Source organism: Calditrichota bacterium (assembly GCA_013112635.1).
In the GTDB taxonomy this organism is placed as follows: domain Bacteria; phylum Calditrichota; class Calditrichia; order Calditrichales; family J004; genus JABFGF01.
The window spans coordinates 199371-218802 of sequence record JABFGF010000005.1 but is presented as its reverse complement, the minus strand read 5'-3'; the positions used below and the strand labels follow the sequence as shown (position 1 = coordinate 218802).

Here is a 19432-nt window from a genome sequence, read left to right as displayed (position 1 = left end):
TACTCCTCTTTCACATTAAAAAATTAGAACTTTGAAATATTTTATTGTTTTTGCGGGATCAAATCTTTATAGACAAAATTTTGAAAAATGTTAATATAAATTGTGGAAAAATTATTTTCAAACACTTTTTTTATTTTCTATAATTTTCTTTAAATGACTCCATCTACTACAATCACCATGAACAACAGAAATAAATAAATAATAGAATATCCAAACAATCCTTTAATTTCTTTTTCCGATCTTTGCTTGTTTGCTTTAAACGTTTTTGATAAAAATATTACACCCAATACCACAGCAGCAAGAATATACATTATACTCAGACTTTGATTTATCAGCATAAATAAGCTGCTGATTACAAGAAGCCACGAATAAACAATTATTTGTCTGAAAGTAGAATTATCTCCTTTAACAACCGGCATCATCGGCAAATTTGCAACACGGTAATCATCTTTATATACCAGGGCCAATGCCCAGAAATGAGGCGGGGTCCATAAAAAAATAATTAAGAATAAAATCCAGGGATCCAAAGCCATAGAACCGGATGCTGCAACCCATGCCCCAACCGGTGCCATTGAACCAGCAGCTCCGCCAATAACAATATTCTGAGAAGTGTTTGGTTTTAAATAGAGTGTATAAAATAAACTGTAAAACAAAATAGTGCTTAAAGAAAGCAGTGCACTATACCAGTTAAAAAACAATCCAAAAATAAGCAACCCTGCCACACCAATTGATATAGAAAAAACAAATGCTGCAACCGGACTAATTTTATTTGTAGGCAAAGGGCGTTTTGCTGAAGTCCTTTTCATCTTGGCATCGATATTACGCTCGAAACACTGATTAAGCGCATTTGCCGATCCACCCGTTAAATAGATAGCTATGATTACGAGCAGAAACCTGAATGGTTCATTGATTAGGCTTCCTTCTAATACAAGTGCGGTTCCGCCGGTAATAACCACAAGCAACATTATCGTTGGCTTGGTTAAATCAAAATATGATTTAAGAGTTTTTCCCATAATCCTTTTGAAGGGCCTAACCTTTCTTTTCTACTTTGTCTGATTTTTCCGCTTTTTTCTTTACAGGATTCTGTAAATCAAATGTATCTGCATTTTCAACAAGATATTTGAATTTTTCTTCAAACTCTTCTAAGGAAACACCTGCCGTGGCTGCATATTTTGCCAGCTCATGCGGATCATTAAAATCATCCTGGTTTAAGCGGAGCATGTACCTGTATGCAATATGGTAAGATTCTGAATCAGTATCCACCAATCTTATCTTCATCTTTTTCGTTTTAGGGTCAAGGATTTCTTTAAAATACATTGGAATAAACTTGCCTTGTTGCATAGATATTAAGGCTCCATTGCCGCCGTCATATAAAAACTTGGCAGCCATGTAACCCAAATCACGGCAGTATTCCATATCAAACGGGATGGGGTCAGCACAGCGCAGCTCATAACCAATATTCTTAGCAACAATGGTTGTTTTTAATCCAAACTCTTCCAATCGTTTCTGAACATGGTATTTAAGAATTTCACCAAAATTAATTTCAGCAAAACGCAGGTTATCATGTTCATCTTTTTCAATATTTACAAGCTCATCAAATGCATGTGGATCAAGCTTATCGATTAAGCCTTCGGCAATAATAGCCACACCATCTTCGCGGCCATAACTTTTGCGCTTTATTATTGCACCAACCAAAGTATCGATCATTTGGTTCAATGAAATTTTATCTGGAAATTCTTCAGGGATAAGCGTTAAAGTTGCACCGGCAGATTTACCAGTCCCCAGTGCAAGGTGGCCTGCTTTGCGCCCCATTGTTACAACAAAATACCAACGTGTTGTTGTGCGGGCATCGGTCATTATATTTTTTACAATTTCTACACCAATATGGCGGGCTGTCTGGTATCCAAAAGTAACTGTACCGTGCGGCAGGTCAAGATCATTGTCAATGGTTTTAGGAACATGGGCAACCTGGATGCGGCCATCCGCTACTTCTTCTACTTTGTGCGCAGAAAAAGCCGTGTCATCACCACCTATCGTAATAAGTTTATCGACATTTAATCTTAATAGTGAGGTTACTGTATTTTCCAGGAATTTTTTATTTTTTGTGGGATTGTCCCGTGCAATGCCCAAATAAGAGCCACCACGGAAATGAATACGGCTTACCGTATCAATGTTTAAATTGACAATATTATCTATATTTCCCTGCATGAGCCATTTAAAACCATCGCGAATACCGATAACTTCCGCACCGGCAAGGATTGCTCTAATGGTTGCAGCGCTAATAACACTATTAATACCAGGCGCAGGGCCGCCGCCAACCAATATGGCTAACCGTTTAGGATACATTTTTAACTCCGAGATTTTTATATGGGGATTAAAATTTAGCCCGTGAATTTAATCGGTTGTACCCAAGTTTTCAAATATAAATAACAGAAAACCGTTATATTTGTGTTAAAATTATGTTTATCCCTATTAAAACATCAATTTCAATAAAAACAAGAAAGCTATTTCTGCTATTAATTAGTTCATCGAAGCTGGAAAATGATTTTGTTAGGTAAACACTAATCTTGCTTCATTAAAAAATTATGGTAATTATTCTTTGTTAAAGATTTGTCTTTTTATTATTTTAAGGCTTACAAAATTTAATACAACCCCATGATTATACAGGATATAAATTTAAACGGCTTTAAATCTGTCGATCCAAGTATCGGTCTTGATCTAACTGCCATTGAAAATAAAAGTATTCTCTCCGCACGCGCAGAAAACAAACGTTTCCTGTTCAAATCCCTGCTGGGCATTATTTACGGACTCAGTGACTTCGAAAAGCCTGACTTTAAAGATTATGAATCAATGATTTTTACCGGGCGAACCAATCTAAAATTTGACGATTATATCCTGCACATAGAAAGAGATTTTGAAACCGGAATTGTTGCTGTACTCTCTGAAGGGAAAGAGAAACAAACCCCCGTTTTTCAGGGCAAAGATACAAACCTTGGCAATAGCAGCCGTCCATACATCCACATTCTCGAATCGTTTTTTTCAATAAATGATAAATCCTTTTTAATTGAAGTCTGTAAAGATAACCTGGAATCTGATAAATCTACTTTTGGTGAATTGCTGGATCTGCTTTATCTTTTTTTACGGCCTAAGTTCAAGCTTGCTGCCATCCGTAAACTGATTGACTCTTCCAATAATATCATTACAAATACAGCTTACAAAAACAACGGGAACAAACCTGCTGATGATATAAAACAATCATCCACAAAATTACAGCTGTTAAAAAATGCCAAGAAAATTGAGCAAAGCTGCACAAGCCTGAGAACAGATATTGATAAGTTAAAGAAGTTTTGGATGGATCTTTCTGACAGGCCATTAAGAACCAACGGAATGGATGCCAGTTTAAAACAGCGCTTTCCTTTAATTTATCACCTCGATGCAACAAAAGTAAAAAAGGAAATCCAATTTCTGAATAGCTTGCAGGAAAATCACAGGGAACTTTATAAAAAAATCCAGGAGCTTAATAATCAGAAAACCGAGCATGACAAGCTGCTTAACCAAAAGTTACTTGTTTATGCCAACCTGCCGGATACGTTTATAGAAGATTTTCAAAAGTATCAAAACCTGTCGATTGATCTTGCCCACATGAAAAATGAGTACGACAAACTTTCAATCCGAATTGGTACTTTGCAAATTGAGCTTAACCAAAAGAAAAAAAATGAGTTACTGACCTACTCTATCAGTCTGCTCTCAATTTTAATTGCCGGCTTAATTTCCTTTCCTTCCCAAATTTTCGAAACGCTTGGCGCTATGCTGATTGCAGCAGTGATTGAGTTTTTGGTTTTTCGCAAAATTAAACAAAATATTTTCTTTGTCATTGAAACAACCCAGTTAAAACAAACTCTTCTCAAAAAGAAAATTCAAACCGTAGAAGCTGAAATTTTTAGCCTGCGCAATGAATCCTATTTATTGGATGACCTTGAGTACATTGATACACATATCGAGCGTTTTAAAAAATACAAGCAAGTAAAAGAAAAGCAGCAAATTTTAAAAACCCAGAAATTAGCTTTGCAAAAGAAACTCGAATCCGAAAAATATGCCATTACAATTCCTAAATTAGAGCGGAAATATAAAAACCTGTTGGCCTTAAATCCTGAAGACGGGCTGGAAAAGTATCTTGATGAGTTTGAAAAAACACAAAACGCGGCCATGAAAATCAGCAGGCAAAACAGAACAAAAGACAGGCTGATCCCACTCCAAAAAATAATTGTCAAATACCAGACCATGCTAAAAGAGCTGGATAAAACAAAAGGATACATCAAAGATTTTCTTGATTCCGAAAACCTGGAAAATGACATCGACAGCCAAATAGCCACATTTGAAAGAAATCTCACCCATCTTAAACAAAAACTTAATATCGAAAACCCGCCGGGTTAAAACCCATTATTAATGGAAATCCCAAAAGAAATTTTATTATTTGCCATAGGCGCAATAGCCGGCTTTATGAATGTATTTGCCGGTGGCGGTTCTACCCTGACATTACCCGTTTTAATTTTTGCCGGCCTTGATGCCGCAACAGCAAATGGTACAAACCGCATTGCAATTTTCCTTCAAAATGTTTCCGGTATCAGCAGTTTTAAAAATCAAAAAATTACGGGTGCGCGGATTGCATTAAAATACTCACTTTTTACCATTCCCGGTGCAATTATTGGCGCTTTCTATTCAATAAAAATTGATGATGTCTGGTTTGAACGTATTCTTGGGATTGTGATGATTGGCGTAGTAATTTCCCTGTTTCAAAAGCGGAAAGGAAATCCGGGTCTGAATGAGACAGAAAAACCGGGTTTCTTTTTTTATTTGTCGCTTTTCGCGATTGGATTTTACGGTGGCTTTATTCAGGTTGGGATCGGATTTATTATTATGGGTACGTTGTTTCATTTTTTACAGACATCGCTGGTACGCGTAAATTTTTATAAACTAATTCTTGTTTTGATTTATACCATCCCAACAATTTTGGTTTTTGTTTTTAATGATAAAATTAACTGGGCGCTTGGTTTATCCCTCGCAGCAGGTAATATGCTCGGTGCATGGATTGCAGCCCATGTTACTGTAAAAAAAGGTGATAAATTTATCCGCTATATTTTGGCAGTTGCAATAATCTTAATGGCTATAAAACTTTTTTTATAAAATCATTTTTATTACCACTGAGTACATGAAGGGTACAGAGTTTTAAAAAACTATTTTCTCCTCTGTGGTCTCTGCGATCTCTGTGGTAGAATTATTCAAAATAATTTATGACACACTTATCTAAATTAAACCTGCCAAACTTTTCTTTCAGGATTGAAAATGAATCCATCTTTGATCCAATCCGCAAAAAGTGGGTAGCACTTACTCCTGAAGAATGGGTGCGTCAAAATTTTTTGGCTTATCTTGTACAGGATAAAAAATATCCTAAAAGCCTAATCAAGGTTGAACAAACAATTAAAGCTTTTGAGAAAACGCGACGTTGCGATGCAGTGATCCATACAAGTGAGATAACCCCGCTGGCCATTTTGGAATGCAAAAAACCTAATATCAAAATAACAGAAAAAACCTTTAAGCAGATTGCATTGTATAACTCTGCTTTAAATGCACCATACCTGATAATTACAAACGGGATGGATCATTATTGTTGTAAAATTGAGTTCGATCCCACCAAAATTATTTTCCTGGATCACATCCCGGATTACGAGGAGATGAAACTGGAAACTTAATAATGGATACTTGATACTGGATAAAAATTTCTTGAAATAGTGTATCAGTATTTGAGTAAGATTAGTATCTGTTCAATTTCAAATTTAATAAAAAGGAAAAAGCAATCGAAACAAAAACCAACTTATATGCCTACGCCCTATGGCTGGCCGTTTTTACAGTCGGCTATAATTTTATAGAAGGACTTGTCTCTGTTTATTTTGGGATGGAAGATGAAGCCCTGACTCTTTTTGGTTTTGGACTTGATAGTTTTATTGAAACCATTTCGGCTCTTGGCATTGTAAATATGACCTACCGTTTAAAAAATGATTCATCGCTGGAAAGAAGCCCGTTTGAAATTCTTGCCCTAAAAATTACCGGTTGGTCCTTTTATGCCCTTGCCTTTGCACTGGCTGCCGGGGCGGTGATTGGCCTTATTGAACAGCGATCGCCCGAAACAACTTTGTCTGGAATTATTATCAGCAGCATTTCTATTTTTAGCATGTGGCTTTTGATAAAACTAAAAAAAGATGTTGGCCGCAAACTGGGCTCAGATGCCATTATCGCGGATGCAAACTGCAACCTGGTGTGCATGTATATGTCTTTTATTCTGCTGGCCTCAAGCCTGCTATTTGAGTTTACCGGCATTGCTTATTTTGATATTTTGGGTGCCGCCGGACTAATTTGGTTTTCTGTAAAAGAAGGCAAAGAGGCTTTCGAAAAAGCAGCTGGTAAAGAGTGTGGCTGTGAAGATGAGTGTAAGGTTTGAATAATTGTAAAACCTAAAACAATGTTGAGCATATGATGATTTAACGGTGTAAAAACTTACAACTAGAAATCATGCCTCGGTGGCTAAATTCCTACTTAACGCTATTGTTAGCATGTAAAAACTCTTCAGTTTCCTTATGATAATTGCTCATTAAAGAAACAGCTCTTTCTAATAAACCAGGCCTTATTCTCCTCCTTGAAAGAAGTTCACCTAAATCAGTATTCTTTTTATTAAGATTAGTGAAATCAAATAGTTCGTTTTGTTTTTGTTTGTATAAAGTATACCTATAGTTTGAGGATAGAAGAGATATGTTTTCGGTTTTCATAAATTTATAAACTTTGTTAATTAAAACTTTATCATCCGTTTCCATTATTGTAATGTGTGGATTAAACGTTCCTTGAAAATCCGGCTTTTTCCAGATTGGACTACCTTTCATTTCAGGACAATAAACAGTTAAGTACAAATAATATTGGTTCTTAAATGAAAAAATACCTGGAGTTCTAATTCCAATTTGGGGAGGTGGCGAAAGAAAGTCATTAAATTTTTTTTCATTTATTATTGGTTCTTTCTCAGGGCCTCTTATAGTAATATGAATACTAGCCTTTTTTTCTTTCTGACTAAAAATACTCCTCAGTGAGTTTAGAATAAAAACAATATCGTTTTCTAAAATTTCTAAAAATAGAAAATACATAAACTACAGCACCAATATTTCTTTAGTTCATTATTTATACTCTCATGCATTAATGCACCATATATATAGTCAGAAAAATTCTCTGCATTACATCTACACTTTTCTGTCAGTTCTTCTTTTTTTTCATTTTCTTTACAAAATAAAAAATTTTCATATAAATCTAAAAATTTTTGATAGTCTTTATCTGTTTTATATGAGCCGATAATATCTAAACCATAAGAGAACCTCTCCAACGGCGTAAGCTTTGTTAGCTCAATAAATTGATCACGATTTTTTACAGGTAAAGCTACAATTGGAAGAATTGTTCCAAAAATGGTCAACATCCTACTATATTTCAAATTAATATTTTTCTTTCTCCAAGGTTTTATTTTGTCATTCCTAGTTTTTTCATAATTTAAACAAAGGGTTCTCCAATATCTAAGAATATCGTTTAACAAAAATAATGGTTTAAATTTATCAGTATCTTTTTTATCTCTAAAATAGTGATCAACTATTTCAACTATAAAAGTCTCATATAATTCATTGTTATGAATTGCTTTACTTTCTAGCAAAAGAAGCATTCTTGCAGTAAATGAATTTTCGTAATCATCTAATGGAGAATCCAACTTCCCTAACATGTCTTTTAACGAATATACTTTCAGAAATCTTCCATCATTGCTAAAATCAGGATAATCTAATTGTTGATTTATGTTTATTATTTCAGCTAGTAAAAGTAATTCGTCTAATTTGCTGATATCTTTTTGTTCATGTTTTGATAGAATAAATAAATCTAAATTAGAAACATTACCAACTTCCCCTCTTCCAATTGATCCAACACAATAAACAACTATATCTTTGAATTTATCTTTTAAACAATTATTGAATTTTTTTCTTAAAGTGTCTATTCTTTCAGTAGAATTAGTCGCTCTTTTATTGAGCATACTATGACTTTTATATGTTTTTTTATAAATCATAACTCTCCTTAATTATGCTATAATCTATCAAAACGTTAATATTGTATCATTTGGGGCAGATTATTTTGAAATACAACATCCATAACATATTAAAAAACAACTGCTTTTACAAACTTCAATTTCAATATGTGGCGAATATCCATTATAGAAATAAGACTGTTATTTTTATATATGGGATTAACAATAACCCTATCATATAAAAAATAAACAAAACAAATTAATTGAACTTCTCCCAAACATTTATTAGACTCGGGCGCGTAAAATTGATTATCTTAAATACTTTCTAAAAGTTTCAAGTTTCAAGTTTCAAGTTTCAAGTTTCAAGTTTCAAGTTTCAAGTTTCAAGTTTCAAGTTTCAAGTTTCAAGTTTCAAGTTTCAAGTTTCAAGTTTCAAGTGAGCAAGAGTAAGAGTATGAGTATGGGCAAGAATTAAAAGAAAGAAAATAATTGATTAGATATTATTCAAAAAAAGACATTGAAGAAATTCGCAAAAGCGCCAGGCTTGTTTCCAAAACTCTGGGGCTTGTCGCAGGAAAAATTGAACCCGGTGTAACCACACTCGAACTGGATAAGTTGGCCGAAGAATTTATCCAAGACAATGGCGGGAAACCTGCTTTTAAGGGTTATGCCGGAAGCAAAACACCATTTCCGGCCACATTATGTATGTCTCGCAATGAAGAAGTTGTCCATGGAATCCCGTCAAAAAAACCGTTGGAAAATGGTGAAATTGTTTCGGTGGATTGTGGCGTAAAACTAAACGGCTTTTATGGTGATCATGCCTACACTTTTGTCGTTGGTGAAACCAATCTACAGGTTTTAAGGCTTCTTAAAGTTACCAAAGAATGTCTCGACATTGGAATTAGCTTTGCCAAAGATAAAAATAAAATCGGTGACATTGCATACCACATTCAGGAACATGCAGAAAGTAATGGCTTTGGTGTAGTGCGCGAACTGGTTGGTCATGGTGTTGGCAAACATTTACACGAAGAACCTCAGGTTCCCAATTATGGCAAAAGGGGCAAAGGGACACGTTTAAAAAATGGAATGGTGCTGGCCATCGAGCCAATGATAAATATGGGTACGAAAAATGTTATCCAGCTGAATGATGGCTGGACAATCATCACTGCAGACAAAAAACCCTCAGCACATTTTGAACACGATGTGGCAATAGTCAATGGCAAGCCGGAAGTACTTTCAACATTTGATTATGTGGAAGAAGCATTAAAGAAAAAAGGCTCAATAGTTATATAAAAGAACCGAAAGGCGTTGTGCGAAAAGCGTATCCAGCGTCAAGTATCAAAGGATCAAGTTTTTATGAAAATTGCAGTAGATTTTGACGGGACCATTGTAGAACATAAATATCCCGAAATTGGGAAAACCATACTATTTGCTTTTGAAGCTTTGAAAGAACTTCAGGATCGCAAACACAAACTTATTTTATGGACCTACCGCAGCGGCAAAGAGCTTGATGAAGCTGTCCAATTTTGCAAAGATAATGGTATCGAATTTTATGCTGTAAATAAAAGCTTTCCTGAGGAAGAGTTTGATAATTCAAAAGCAAGCCGCAAAATTGACGCGGAACTATTTATCGATGATAGAAATTTAGAAGGCTTCCCTGGATGGACAAATGTGCTAAAAATTATTCATCCTGAAGATTTTGGCATTGATACAGAACCGAAAACAATAATGGATAAATTCCGGGATTTTATTGATGAGTTAAAAAGCTGAAGTCCTACTCGAAACTTTTTACAGCTTCATCCGAGGTATCGAAAATTTCAATTATTTCTTCCAGCTTTGTGATTGTAAAAACCTTACGGACACTGGCATTAACAGAAGAAAGCTTCAAATCACCATCTTTCTCTCGCACAGTCCTTAAAGCACGAATCAACCCACCAATTCCCAAACTGGTGATCATGCTAACCTGTTTTAAATCAATCACAAGATATTTTCTATCTTTATTTAAAATGCTGAGAATTTTTTCCTGCAATTTATCTGTTTCATCTTTCTGAACCAGATTCCCTTTTACAGTAAGTATTACAACTCTATTAACCTTTGTTTCTACAAAATGCATTACGTTTCCTATAAATATTTAAATGATAAAATTACTTGGGATATATTACAAAAAGAAGATTGTTTATGTATCGTCCGGAATCTTTTATAATTAACTATAATTTTATTTAACAAAAAAGCATTACACGAAAAATTTATAAAAAAGTTATATTGAAAACAAAATGGTACTAATCGCGGAAAAAACCACACGTTTTAGTTTAGAATATTTAAAAGTTAGTCTTATCTAATTTTTTATTTGATTAACCTAATTTCTATTTCTATATTTACATCAAAGGAAAAATGCCAATGCCTGTTAATATTGTATTTGATTCATTTATAGCCGGAATCCTGGCCAGTCTTGCTTGCGGTCTGGGCGTACTTCCATTACTGTTTCCAAAACTAAACCTGGAAAAAAGAACAGGTTTGGGTTACGGTATTGCCGGTGGCCTTATGTTTTCTGCCTCGGTTTATAATTTACTTTTGCCCGGGTTAAGTACTTCCGGCACCCATCTTTCATTTAATGATGTTGCACCAATAATTATTGGAATCGGGTTGGGCGCAGCTTTCATCTGGTTTGCCCATGCAAAAATGGAAACAAACTTTGATGGATCGAACAAAACTAAGGCCAGTACACGCGGGCAATTATTAATTTTTTTAGCTATGGCCATCCACAGTATCCCGGAAGGAATTGCAGTTGGCGTAGGCTATGCATCCGGTGAAGTTTTTGACACTGATTTTGGATCATACATTGCATTAGCAATAGGAATCCATAATATCCCTGAAGGCTTGGCAGTAGCAATCCCGATGCGTGCTGCGGGAGCGACCATAAATCGCTGTTTCTGGGCAGCTGTTTTAACAAGCATACCGCAACCGATTGCAGCCATACCGGCAAGTTTAGCATCCTGGTTTTTTCAGCCATTGATGCCGGTATTAATGGGTTTTGCTGCCGGAGCTATGATCTACCTCGTTTTATTGGAATTGATCCCGGTTGCATTGGAACAGGAAAGCCCATCCAAAACTGCATGGTTTTTCACGATTGGTTTTTGCGCGATGCTGTTAGTCCAGGTGATTTTATAGATGCTGGATGCTTGTGTTCCTGACTTTTGCTACGAACCAAAAAATTATCACCACAGAGACACAGAGAATCACTGAGATAAAAGTACTTTTCATGAAACTTCGTTTTAAGGGTAAAAGGGTTATCAGTTGGGGATAAAAATATTTAAGTAAGCGATGAAACGAACCCTGAATTTTCTTTTATTTTTTTATTCGTTTTCTTTGCGGCCTCTGTGTTGAACAAAATATTTTTACCAGATAAGTTCTAAATTCAAATTTTGAGGTAAAAAATGATAGATCCGATTATAGCTTTAACATACGCTTTTGTGATTGCAATTATCCTGGGCCTTTTATTCTGGCCGGAAAAAGGCATGTTCTGGCAATTCAAAATTGGTAAGCGCAACACCGATCGCGTTATGATGGAAGATACGCTGAAACAATTATATGATCATGAATACCGCAACAAGCCAAGTACCCTAAAAAGTATATCCGGGGCCCTGGAGTTAAGTCAGGAAAAAACAGCCATTCTCTTGGAAAAATTAAGCGGGATGAACCTGGTCATTTTTGATGTGTCAAAATTTAACCTGACCAATGAAGGCCGGACATATGCTTTAAAGATTATCCGCATGCACCGCTTGTGGGAGCGCTATTTTGCAGATGAAACAGGCCTTTCGGAAATGGAGTGGCACAAAGAGGCGGAACTGCGCGAGCATACGACAACCAATGCCCAGGCAGAACAACTGGCTCAACATATGGGCAACCCGGCATTTGATCCTCATGGTGATCCAATCCCAACAGCTAAAGGTGAAATACCACCGCAAAAAGGCAAACCTCTATCCGAACTTATAGAAGGTGAGTTTGCAATAATCACCCACATTGAAGATGAACCACCTGCATTATATGCCCAGCTTGTAGCAGAAGGATTAAATCCGGGAATGCAAATTCACTTGTTAGAAAAGTCCTCTTCAAAAATCCGTTTCACATCTGAAGGTGAAGAGATTGTTCTGGCTCCAATTGTGGCCGCAAATATCACCACGATCCAGATATCAAAAGATCAGCAAATAGAAGTCCCCTCTAAATCACTTTCAGACTTAGCTGTCGGTGAATCCGGTGAAGTTGTGATGATTTCAAAATCGTGCCGTGGAATGCAAAGACGGCGTCTTATGGATTTGGGCATCATTCCCGGAACAGTGGTTACAAGTGAATTACAAAGTGCAGGAAAAAACCCTACAGCATATAACATCCGTGGTGCAATGATTGCCTTGCGAGATGATCAGGCCCGAGTGGTTCGAATTAAAAAAAATAATTAAATCCATTAACCGGTGTTAAAAACGTAGAGACGCGATTAATAACAAAAACATGGAACCTGATTACCGTGTAAAAACGTAGAGACGCGATTAATAACAAACATGGAACCTGATTACCGTGAAAAAACGTAGAGACGCGATTAATCGCGTCTCTACAGAAAGATAAAAATGACCAACCCAAATTGCGAAACCTGTGCCGTTCATAACAAAAGCCAGCTAAAAAGGCTTGGTATAAATATGGATAACTGGGATTTTGCCTTAGCTTTGGCAGGAAATCCCAACACTGGTAAAAGCACCGTATTTAATAGCCTCACCGGTTTACGCCAACATACCGGCAATTGGCCGGGAAAAACTGTTACTCGGGCGGAAGGTGGTTTTGAATACAATGATAATAAATACAAACTGATTGATCTGCCGGGTACTTATTCCCTTCTTTCAACCAGCACCGATGAAGAAGTAGCAAGAAATTTTATACTGTTTGGCCAACCGGACGTAACAGTTATTGTTGCCGATGCAACCCGGCTGGAGCGTAACCTCAATCTTGTTTTACAGGTTTTGGAAATTACAAATAGGGCAGTTTTATGCCTCAACTTAATAGACGAAGCGCAGCGCCATAAAATTGAAATTGATGACAGGCTCCTCTCAAAGGAATTAGGAATTCCTGTAGTTCCAACATCTGCACGCAGTGGAAAAGGGATTCCAGAACTGTTAACCAAAATTGATGAGGTGGCCAGTGGCAAATTTGTCTGTAAACCTTTTCGCAGGAAAGACAGTTCACGAAAGTTGGATAAAGCTATTGCACAACTGGCAAGCCAAATTGAAAATCAATACAAGGGAATTGACAATGCACGTTGGCTGGCCCTGCGTTTGCTGGAAGGTGATAAACACATTGAAGAAGCTATGCAAAATAATGAACTGGAATTTGCATTGAACAGCAAAATAAAAGAAAAAATATGAGAATTACAATCTACATTTCTCTGATTTTAATATTAAACCTTGTGCACGCTCAAGCTACAGAGCTTGTAACAGACAGGCCAGACCAAACAGAATCTGCAGTAGTTGTACCTAAAAACAGCTTACAGGTAGAAAGCGGTCTTTTATATCAAAATGAAGATCCGGCTGAATCATACGAAATTGCCGGTACATTATTTCGTTTTGGGCTTTTCCAGGAAGCCGAACTTCGAATTGGAAGCAGCTACAATCTGAATAGATTTAATTCTAATAATGATTTTGAAAAAACAATCGCTTTGCAACTAGGCACCAAAATTCATCTTTTTGAAGAAACCGCAAACATGCCGGAAATGGCATTAATAGCTCAAGTATCTTTCCCGCCTTTTGGAAACGATTCAGATGAAAAAGCTGAACCCGGATTTTTGATGGCTTTGGAAAAATCTCTATCCGACAGGTTTAGCTTGGGTATTAACGCAGGTGGTGACTTTGTTGATGGTTCCGGTTTTAATTTTAAATACTCTGTAGCTGCCGGAGTTGATTTAACTGAAACTTTTGGATCCTATCTGGAAATATATGGCAGCAAACCGCAAGACACAGACCTTAATATTCTATTTGATGGTGGAATTACCTGGATGGCCGCACCGCTATCACAGATAGATCTGTCAGTTGGCAAATCTTTAAATAGTGACATTGAGAGCTGGTATTTTAATATTGGAATATCCAGCTTGTTTCAGAATATATTTTAATGGAAAAAAAAATGAGCAATCTTACAAACGAAAAAATACTCAAAACAGCACAATCCCTGCGTTGGGAAATTGGTGATGACCTGCATGACAACCTGATGAATAACCTTTATGCAGACGCAGGAAGAATAAGCGACAAAGTAATTATAAAATCCGGTAAAAAGGGACGTTTTAGCTGGGAGCGGACTTTAGATAAAATATTAACCAGTCCTATAAGTGGCTTCCCTGTAATGCTGATTATTTTAACTGCAGTGTTTTGGATTACCATCGAAGGGGCCAATTATCCATCCGGGATGCTGGCGGAATTTTTGATCGATTTCCTGCACCCAATCGTAAAATCATTTTTCATTTCGATGGGATCGCCTGATTTTATCACCGGGTTGCTGGTAGATGGGATTTACCTGGCCTCTGCCTGGGTTATTGCTGTAATGCTACCGCCGATGGCTATCTTTTTTCCTATTTTCACCTTGCTGGAAGATTTTGGATATCTCCCGCGAATTGCTTTTAACCTGGATAATTTATTCCGCAAATCAGGAGCGCATGGCAAACAGGCTTTAACAATGAGTATGGGTTATGGCTGTAATGCTGCCGGCATCGTGGCTACGCGTATCATCGATAGTCCTCGTGAAAGACTGATTGCCATTATCACCAATAATTTTTCTTTATGCAACGGGCGCTGGCCAACACAAATATTAATCGCCTCTTTGTTTATTGGGGCAATCGCTCCACCTGCAATGGCTGGATTTGTATCAGCCATGTCGGTTGTTGGCATTGCCCTTCTGGGAATATTCTTTACATTTCTTGTTTCATGGGGTCTTTCCAAAACAATCCTAAAAGGCGAAGCATCTACTTTTAGCCTGGAGCTGCCACCATACCGACCACCACAAATTTGGCAAACAATTTACACCTCGTTAATTGACCGCACACTAATCGTTTTATGGCGGGCCGTTGTTTTTGCCATGCCTGCCGGTGCCGTAATCTGGCTTTTAGCAAATATTTCCATCGGCGATTTGAGCATTGCCGAACATGTTATTTTATTTCTGGATTCTTTTGGCTGGCTTATCGGGTTAAACGGCGTAATTTTGCTTGCTTACGTGATCGCAATCCCGGCCAATGAAATCGTAATCCCTGTTATATTAATGCTAACTGTACTTAGTTTAAATATTGCAGGTATGGGTGAAGGTACCGGCGTCATGTTTGAGCTTACTGATGATAACGCTTATAAATCTCTTTTTAGCCAGGCCAACTGGACGCTTTTAACAGCAGTTAACCTTATGCTTTTTAGCCTGCTGCATAATCCCTGCTCAACAACAATCTACACCATTTACAAAGAAACCGGCAGCGCTAAATGGACCTGGTTTTCGGCTTTAATGCCTGTAGCGCTTGGTTTAATTGTTACTTTTTTTGTAGCCCAAATCTGGCGAATATTCTTTTAAAAGTACCAAAAAATGTTTAGGTTAGATTGTTAAATATCATCCAAATTTTACTTTATCTTTTATCCATAAACTTAACCTGGAGATTAAAATGAGTATCCGGTTTTCTGGAATTATAATCTTTATTTTATTAACAATTTTCATCTTAGCATGTGGAAATAATAAGCACTCAAAAGTTGATTCAGAACAAAACAACAGTGAAATTCACGCACATCAAATAGCTGATTCCATTTCCGGGATGCAATTAAACGATGGCCAAAAATGGCTGATGGATGAGCATACACGATCCAGCTTTAAAAAAATGGCTTCCACCTTTTCCGCCTCAGATCATAGCTCAATTGAAGGCTTACAAGGTGTTGGCGTGGAATTACGCGGCCAGGTAAATGAGCTTTTAAAAGGCTGTACAATGGATGGTGCCGCACATGATCAGCTTCATGTTTTCATGATGGGCTATATCCCGGCGGTCGATTCGCTTTCATCTTCAAATAATTTGGAATTGGGCCAAGAGCAAGCCATAAAAGTTAAAGAATACCTTGACGCTTATAGCGTATATTTTGAATAAAGCTAACAGGCATGATTGATAATATTATTTATAAATTTCTGTTTGAACACTCACAAAAAAGTGAGATATCACGTCGTGAGTTTATTAGTAAAAGTATGATGCTTGCTTCAGGATTTGCTTTGGCCTCTTGCAGTGAAAATTCATTGGGATCAAATCCCGAGTCTCCGGGAAAGCTAATTGGAAGTTATTCAACAAAAAAAGTAATTATTATTGGTGCCGGCATTTCCGGATTAGCCGCTGCTTTTGAGCTTTCTCAAGCGGGCCACGAGGTAACAATTTTTGAAGCAAGAGACCGTGTCGGTGGAAGAGTTTTGACGCTTCGTGAACCATTCTCTGATGGATATTTTGCAGAAGCCGGAGCAGCCAGAATTCCACCGGATCATGATCTCACAATCGGCTACGCCGAATATTTTGGACTTCAGTTAGATCCCTTTTATCCCAAATCCGGGAGTTACATAAACTTAACATCCAACAAACGCACCCTCATTGCAGCCAATGATTATCTTAATACTCCGCCCTGGCCAGGTGGATTAATAAACCGTAAAGACTATTCTAAAATAAAAGGTGGCATGGATTCTTTGCCTCAGGCTTTCGCAGGATCACTCGCCGGAAAAATTCAATTACAATCACCTGTTGTTTTCATTAATCAGGGAACTGAGCAGGTAATTGTTAGGCTTTCCAGTGGTGAAGAATTTTCAGCAGACAGGGTTTTATGCACCGTTCCTTTGCCAATTCTTAATCGAATAAAGTTTACACCGGCCCTTTCTACGGAAAAAATAGAAGCAAGCACAGGTGGCTATAACTATCGTGCATCTTCAAGAATTTTTATTCAGTTTACAAAACGTTTTTGGGAAGACGAGCAATTAAATGGTTGGGGCAATAGCGATTTACCTGAAGAAATTTGGCAACCGACATGGGATACTTCCGGGCCCAAGGCCATGCTATTATCCTACTTAAGAGGAAACCGGGCTTTGGAAGCGGATAAAAAAAACTTTGAAAACCAAAAGCAACACGTTATTGACCGCTGGAAAAGTGCTTTCCCAGGTATTGAAAATTATGAAGAGGACTATACCTCTCATTCCTGGACTCTTGATGAATGGTCAGGCGGTGCCTGGGCTTCTCCCACTGCAAGCCAGGATGCTTCGCTTGCTTCCCATATTGGCAAACCGGAAGATCGAATTCATTTCGCTGGTGAACATGCTTCGGATAATCATGGTTGGATTCAGGGAGCTCTTGTTTCTGGTTTGCGTGCTGCTAAAGAAATCCATGAAGCCACTTTAAATAAAGTTTTCAAGATAACTTAACGACTGAACATCAATCTCAAAAAATATAAAAGATTATAAATGGGAAAATCTAAAAAAATAAAGTCCCCTTGCAATAGTAATTGTAAAATGTCCAAGAAAAGCGGATTATGTAAGGGCTGCAAACGAACGATTGATGAAATTGAGCATTGGGGTAAGTTTTCAAATAAAGAGCGTAAAAAATTGCTCACCGAAATTTTGACACGATAATATCTGTCTACAATATTCCATTTCCGGCTAAACTATTTTTTTTCAATCACCTACCTGATAATTATTATTTGATTTGAAAATATCTGATTTTCCTAGGATATCACCCTGTTTGAAAAAGTAGTTGTTTTTTAATAAGTTATTTACGTTGAGTTGGTGCAAAACAGTTTGCAACCGGATAGTATTATGATACTGCTTTATTTTTAACACTCGAAAAAATGAATCGAAAAGAAGAATTGTTTTTAGAAAAAATTGAGTTTATTGGTAATATCAATGATGAAAGAATTTTTGTAGATAACTTACAATTTGAAGTTTATTATTCATTACTGAATAGATCAAAAATAACTGGAAAAATATTTGGTACAAATGAAAACTACAAAACCCTAATCAACTTGATAAATAGTAGTGCTAGTTACTTAAATTTGATTGCAGAATTTGACGATGAAATTATATCTAGTTCTAAATTGAGTTTAAGAGGGATTTCCGGAAAAGATACTTCCAGAGATCCTAAAGACAGAATGAATTTTGAGATTGGTAGATTTGAGTTGTTGGATTTAAAAATAGTCCATTCGTTTAATTCGGAGTCAAAAAAAAGAATAATTACATATTTTTTAGATGGCCCTCATGATGTTTGGAATGTTCGAAAAACCATTGAAAAAAATGATAGCGGAGAATATTATGATCATTTTCAAAAGCTATATTTTGATATCGACAACGATTTTCTCATTTATATAACTCAACGGGTTTTCTCCGAGAGTGATAACACAGATACTTCTAATTTTGATATTTCAACAAATAAATACATTTTAACTGTTGAAACAGAATTGCCAATTGAAATATTAAGTGATGATTGCTTTATTGAGAAAAGTAAATCTATTTGTGATGATTTACTATTACTATCATCATATTTGAGCAAAAGTTGGATTGACTGGTATGGCTATTATTTAAGTTCGAGTAATTCAATTGTCAAATTCTTTCAAAAGTCTCGAGATGTTGAGCATAAAACTATTTATCCAGATAAATTTCCAATTAACATATATAAAAACAAAAAGTTTTTTGATAAAAGCATAAAATCTTTAAATGACTCAAATTTCGATATAAGAATGGCTCTAACATATTTTATTGCAAGCCAAAAGAGTAAGCATGTAGAAGAACAATTTACTACGTTATTTTTAAGTTTAGAAAAATTAAAAGATTCGTTTGCCCTACAAAGAAAATTAAGTAAAAATTTATCCGATAAAGATTTCAAAAAACTTCGCTCAAAAATATCCGCTTTAATTGAAACTGAAATAGTTGAAAATGATATTCTTGATGAAATCAAAATAAAATTACCAGAATTAAATCGTCCATCAGTGAAAACTGTTCTATTTAATCTTTTTAGTGAATTAGATATCACTTGGAAAGATATTTATCCAAAAGATAGTGATTTCACTTTAATAAAGACTAGGGACACATTATTTCATTCATCATCTAAAATTGAGATTGATATTATTATAAGTGAAGTTATAAGATTAGAGATATTACTAGATAGAATTATTTTAAAATTACTAGGTTGGAATGATCTAAGCCAGGTAAAAAAAGAATATCATAATTCATGGCTACTACACTGATCGTAGTATAACAATATCTTGTAGGCGTATTTGCTCGCGGGAGCCTGGTTTTGATTAATTTAATTTTCAACTATCA

The 19432-nt window shown here is 36.2% G+C and carries 20 protein-coding genes; 15 read left to right on the top strand and 5 right to left on the bottom strand.

The features are described 5' to 3' along the window. Positions 1-149: 149 nt before the first annotated feature. Complete coding sequence (locus HND50_14480) at positions 150-1013, bottom strand: protoheme IX farnesyltransferase (GenBank protein NOG46445.1); 864 nt, start codon at positions 1011-1013, stop codon at positions 150-152. Between the two features lie 16 nt (positions 1014-1029). After that, positions 1030-2346, bottom strand: coding sequence for a 6-phosphofructokinase (locus HND50_14475; protein NOG46444.1), 1317 nt, complete (start codon positions 2344-2346; stop codon positions 1030-1032). Positions 2347-2655: 309 nt separating this feature from the next. Between HND50_14475 and HND50_14470 the strand changes: the two genes are divergently transcribed. From HND50_14470 to HND50_14455, 4 genes are all read left to right on the top strand, one after another. Further along, positions 2656-4434, top strand: a complete 1779-nt coding sequence (locus HND50_14470) for a hypothetical protein (protein NOG46443.1) — start codon at positions 2656-2658, stop codon at positions 4432-4434. A gap of 12 nt (positions 4435-4446) precedes the next feature. After that, on the top strand, positions 4447-5184 hold the full coding sequence (locus tag HND50_14465) for a sulfite exporter TauE/SafE family protein (GenBank protein NOG46442.1): 738 nt from the start codon (positions 4447-4449) through the stop codon (positions 5182-5184). Between the two features lie 107 nt (positions 5185-5291). Continuing rightward, a complete protein-coding gene (locus HND50_14460) occupies positions 5292-5750 on the top strand; it encodes a type I restriction enzyme HsdR N-terminal domain-containing protein (GenBank protein ID NOG46441.1) in 459 nt (152 codons plus the stop codon). Positions 5751-5854: 104 nt separating this feature from the next. Beyond that, on the top strand, positions 5855-6496 hold the full coding sequence (locus HND50_14455) for a hypothetical protein (protein ID NOG46440.1): 642 nt from the start codon (positions 5855-5857) through the stop codon (positions 6494-6496). A 91-nt stretch (positions 6497-6587) separates the two neighbouring features. Here HND50_14455 and HND50_14450 read toward each other — a convergent pair whose 3' ends face one another. Both HND50_14450 and HND50_14445 read right to left on the bottom strand, forming a co-directional pair. Further along, positions 6588-7187, bottom strand: coding sequence for a hypothetical protein (locus HND50_14450; GenBank protein NOG46439.1), 600 nt, complete (start codon positions 7185-7187; stop codon positions 6588-6590). Next, positions 7169-8140 carry a nucleotidyltransferase domain-containing protein gene (locus HND50_14445; protein ID NOG46438.1) on the bottom strand — a complete coding sequence of 324 codons (972 nt, stop codon included), beginning with the start codon at positions 8138-8140 and terminating at the stop codon, positions 7169-7171. The genes HND50_14450 and HND50_14445 overlap by 19 nt, the downstream gene beginning before the upstream one ends. A gap of 447 nt (positions 8141-8587) precedes the next feature. On the opposite strand from HND50_14445, the gene map reads away from it, so the two are divergent. Both map and HND50_14435 read left to right on the top strand, forming a co-directional pair. Next, entirely contained in the window at positions 8588-9391 is an 804-nt protein-coding gene (map, locus tag HND50_14440; GenBank protein ID NOG46437.1) for a type I methionyl aminopeptidase, read from the top strand. Between the two features lie 63 nt (positions 9392-9454). Next, entirely contained in the window at positions 9455-9868 is a 414-nt protein-coding gene (locus tag HND50_14435) for a hydrolase (GenBank protein NOG46436.1), read from the top strand. Positions 9869-9872: 4 nt separating this feature from the next. Here the strand turns inward: HND50_14435 and HND50_14430 are convergent, their stop codons facing one another. Continuing rightward, the gene (locus HND50_14430) at positions 9873-10211 is read right to left on the bottom strand and encodes an STAS domain-containing protein (protein ID NOG46435.1); all 339 of its coding nucleotides are present in this window, start codon (positions 10209-10211) and stop codon (positions 9873-9875) included. 284 nt (positions 10212-10495) lie between these two features. Between HND50_14430 and HND50_14425 the strand changes: the two genes are divergently transcribed. The 9 genes from HND50_14425 to HND50_14385 all read left to right on the top strand — a co-directional run bounded on the left by HND50_14425 (position 10496) and on the right by HND50_14385 (position 19356). After that, complete coding sequence (locus HND50_14425) at positions 10496-11266, top strand: ZIP family metal transporter (protein NOG46434.1); 771 nt, start codon at positions 10496-10498, stop codon at positions 11264-11266. 266 nt (positions 11267-11532) lie between these two features. Further along, the gene (locus HND50_14420; GenBank protein NOG46433.1) at positions 11533-12552 is read left to right on the top strand and encodes a DtxR family transcriptional regulator; all 1020 of its coding nucleotides are present in this window, start codon (positions 11533-11535) and stop codon (positions 12550-12552) included. A 165-nt stretch (positions 12553-12717) separates the two neighbouring features. After that, the gene (locus tag HND50_14415; GenBank protein NOG46432.1) at positions 12718-13506 is read left to right on the top strand and encodes an iron transporter FeoB; all 789 of its coding nucleotides are present in this window, start codon (positions 12718-12720) and stop codon (positions 13504-13506) included. Continuing rightward, positions 13503-14246, top strand: a complete 744-nt coding sequence (locus tag HND50_14410) for a transporter (GenBank protein ID NOG46431.1) — start codon at positions 13503-13505, stop codon at positions 14244-14246. The genes HND50_14415 and HND50_14410 overlap by 4 nt, the downstream gene beginning before the upstream one ends. Next, positions 14246-15679 carry a ferrous iron transporter B gene (locus tag HND50_14405; protein NOG46430.1) on the top strand — a complete coding sequence of 478 codons (1434 nt, stop codon included), beginning with the start codon at positions 14246-14248 and terminating at the stop codon, positions 15677-15679. Before HND50_14410 ends, HND50_14405 begins: the two co-directional genes overlap by 1 nt. Positions 15680-15767: 88 nt before the next feature. After that, the gene (locus HND50_14400) at positions 15768-16238 is read left to right on the top strand and encodes a hypothetical protein (GenBank protein ID NOG46429.1); all 471 of its coding nucleotides are present in this window, start codon (positions 15768-15770) and stop codon (positions 16236-16238) included. Between the two features lie 11 nt (positions 16239-16249). Further along, positions 16250-17542 (top strand): FAD-dependent oxidoreductase, encoded by a 1293-nt coding sequence (locus tag HND50_14395; GenBank protein ID NOG46428.1) that lies wholly within the window; start codon positions 16250-16252, stop codon positions 17540-17542. 39 nt (positions 17543-17581) lie between these two features. Then, positions 17582-17749, top strand: a complete 168-nt coding sequence (locus HND50_14390; protein ID NOG46427.1) for a DUF1289 domain-containing protein — start codon at positions 17582-17584, stop codon at positions 17747-17749. Positions 17750-17964: 215 nt separating this feature from the next. Further along, positions 17965-19356, top strand: a complete 1392-nt coding sequence (locus HND50_14385) for a hypothetical protein (protein NOG46426.1) — start codon at positions 17965-17967, stop codon at positions 19354-19356. The last annotated feature ends 76 nt before the right edge of the window (positions 19357-19432 follow it).

What these genes read in the sequence shown, in the direction of transcription:
- HND50_14480 (NOG46445.1), bottom strand. Translation starts at nt 1,013, where the DNA reads ATGGGAAAAACTCTTAAATCATATTTTGATTTAACCAAGCCAACGATA.
- HND50_14475 (NOG46444.1), bottom strand. Translation starts at nt 2,346, where the DNA reads ATGTATCCTAAACGGTTAGCCATATTGGTTGGCGGCGGCCCTGCGCCT.
- HND50_14470 (NOG46443.1), top strand. Translation starts at nt 2,656, where the DNA reads ATGATTATACAGGATATAAATTTAAACGGCTTTAAATCTGTCGATCCA.
- HND50_14465 (NOG46442.1), top strand. Translation starts at nt 4,447, where the DNA reads ATGGAAATCCCAAAAGAAATTTTATTATTTGCCATAGGCGCAATAGCC.
- HND50_14460 (NOG46441.1), top strand. Translation starts at nt 5,292, where the DNA reads ATGACACACTTATCTAAATTAAACCTGCCAAACTTTTCTTTCAGGATT.
- HND50_14450 (NOG46439.1), bottom strand. Translation starts at nt 7,187, where the DNA reads ATGTATTTTCTATTTTTAGAAATTTTAGAAAACGATATTGTTTTTATT.
- HND50_14445 (NOG46438.1), bottom strand. Translation starts at nt 8,140, where the DNA reads ATGATTTATAAAAAAACATATAAAAGTCATAGTATGCTCAATAAAAGA.
- HND50_14435 (NOG46436.1), top strand. Translation starts at nt 9,455, where the DNA reads ATGAAAATTGCAGTAGATTTTGACGGGACCATTGTAGAACATAAATAT.
- HND50_14430 (NOG46435.1), bottom strand. Translation starts at nt 10,211, where the DNA reads ATGCATTTTGTAGAAACAAAGGTTAATAGAGTTGTAATACTTACTGTA.
- HND50_14425 (NOG46434.1), top strand. Translation starts at nt 10,496, where the DNA reads ATGCCTGTTAATATTGTATTTGATTCATTTATAGCCGGAATCCTGGCC.
- HND50_14420 (NOG46433.1), top strand. Translation starts at nt 11,533, where the DNA reads ATGATAGATCCGATTATAGCTTTAACATACGCTTTTGTGATTGCAATT.
- HND50_14415 (NOG46432.1), top strand. Translation starts at nt 12,718, where the DNA reads ATGACCAACCCAAATTGCGAAACCTGTGCCGTTCATAACAAAAGCCAG.
- HND50_14410 (NOG46431.1), top strand. Translation starts at nt 13,503, where the DNA reads ATGAGAATTACAATCTACATTTCTCTGATTTTAATATTAAACCTTGTG.
- HND50_14405 (NOG46430.1), top strand. Translation starts at nt 14,246, where the DNA reads ATGGAAAAAAAAATGAGCAATCTTACAAACGAAAAAATACTCAAAACA.
- HND50_14400 (NOG46429.1), top strand. Translation starts at nt 15,768, where the DNA reads ATGAGTATCCGGTTTTCTGGAATTATAATCTTTATTTTATTAACAATT.
- HND50_14395 (NOG46428.1), top strand. Translation starts at nt 16,250, where the DNA reads ATGATTGATAATATTATTTATAAATTTCTGTTTGAACACTCACAAAAA.
- HND50_14390 (NOG46427.1), top strand. Translation starts at nt 17,582, where the DNA reads ATGGGAAAATCTAAAAAAATAAAGTCCCCTTGCAATAGTAATTGTAAA.
- HND50_14385 (NOG46426.1), top strand. Translation starts at nt 17,965, where the DNA reads ATGAATCGAAAAGAAGAATTGTTTTTAGAAAAAATTGAGTTTATTGGT.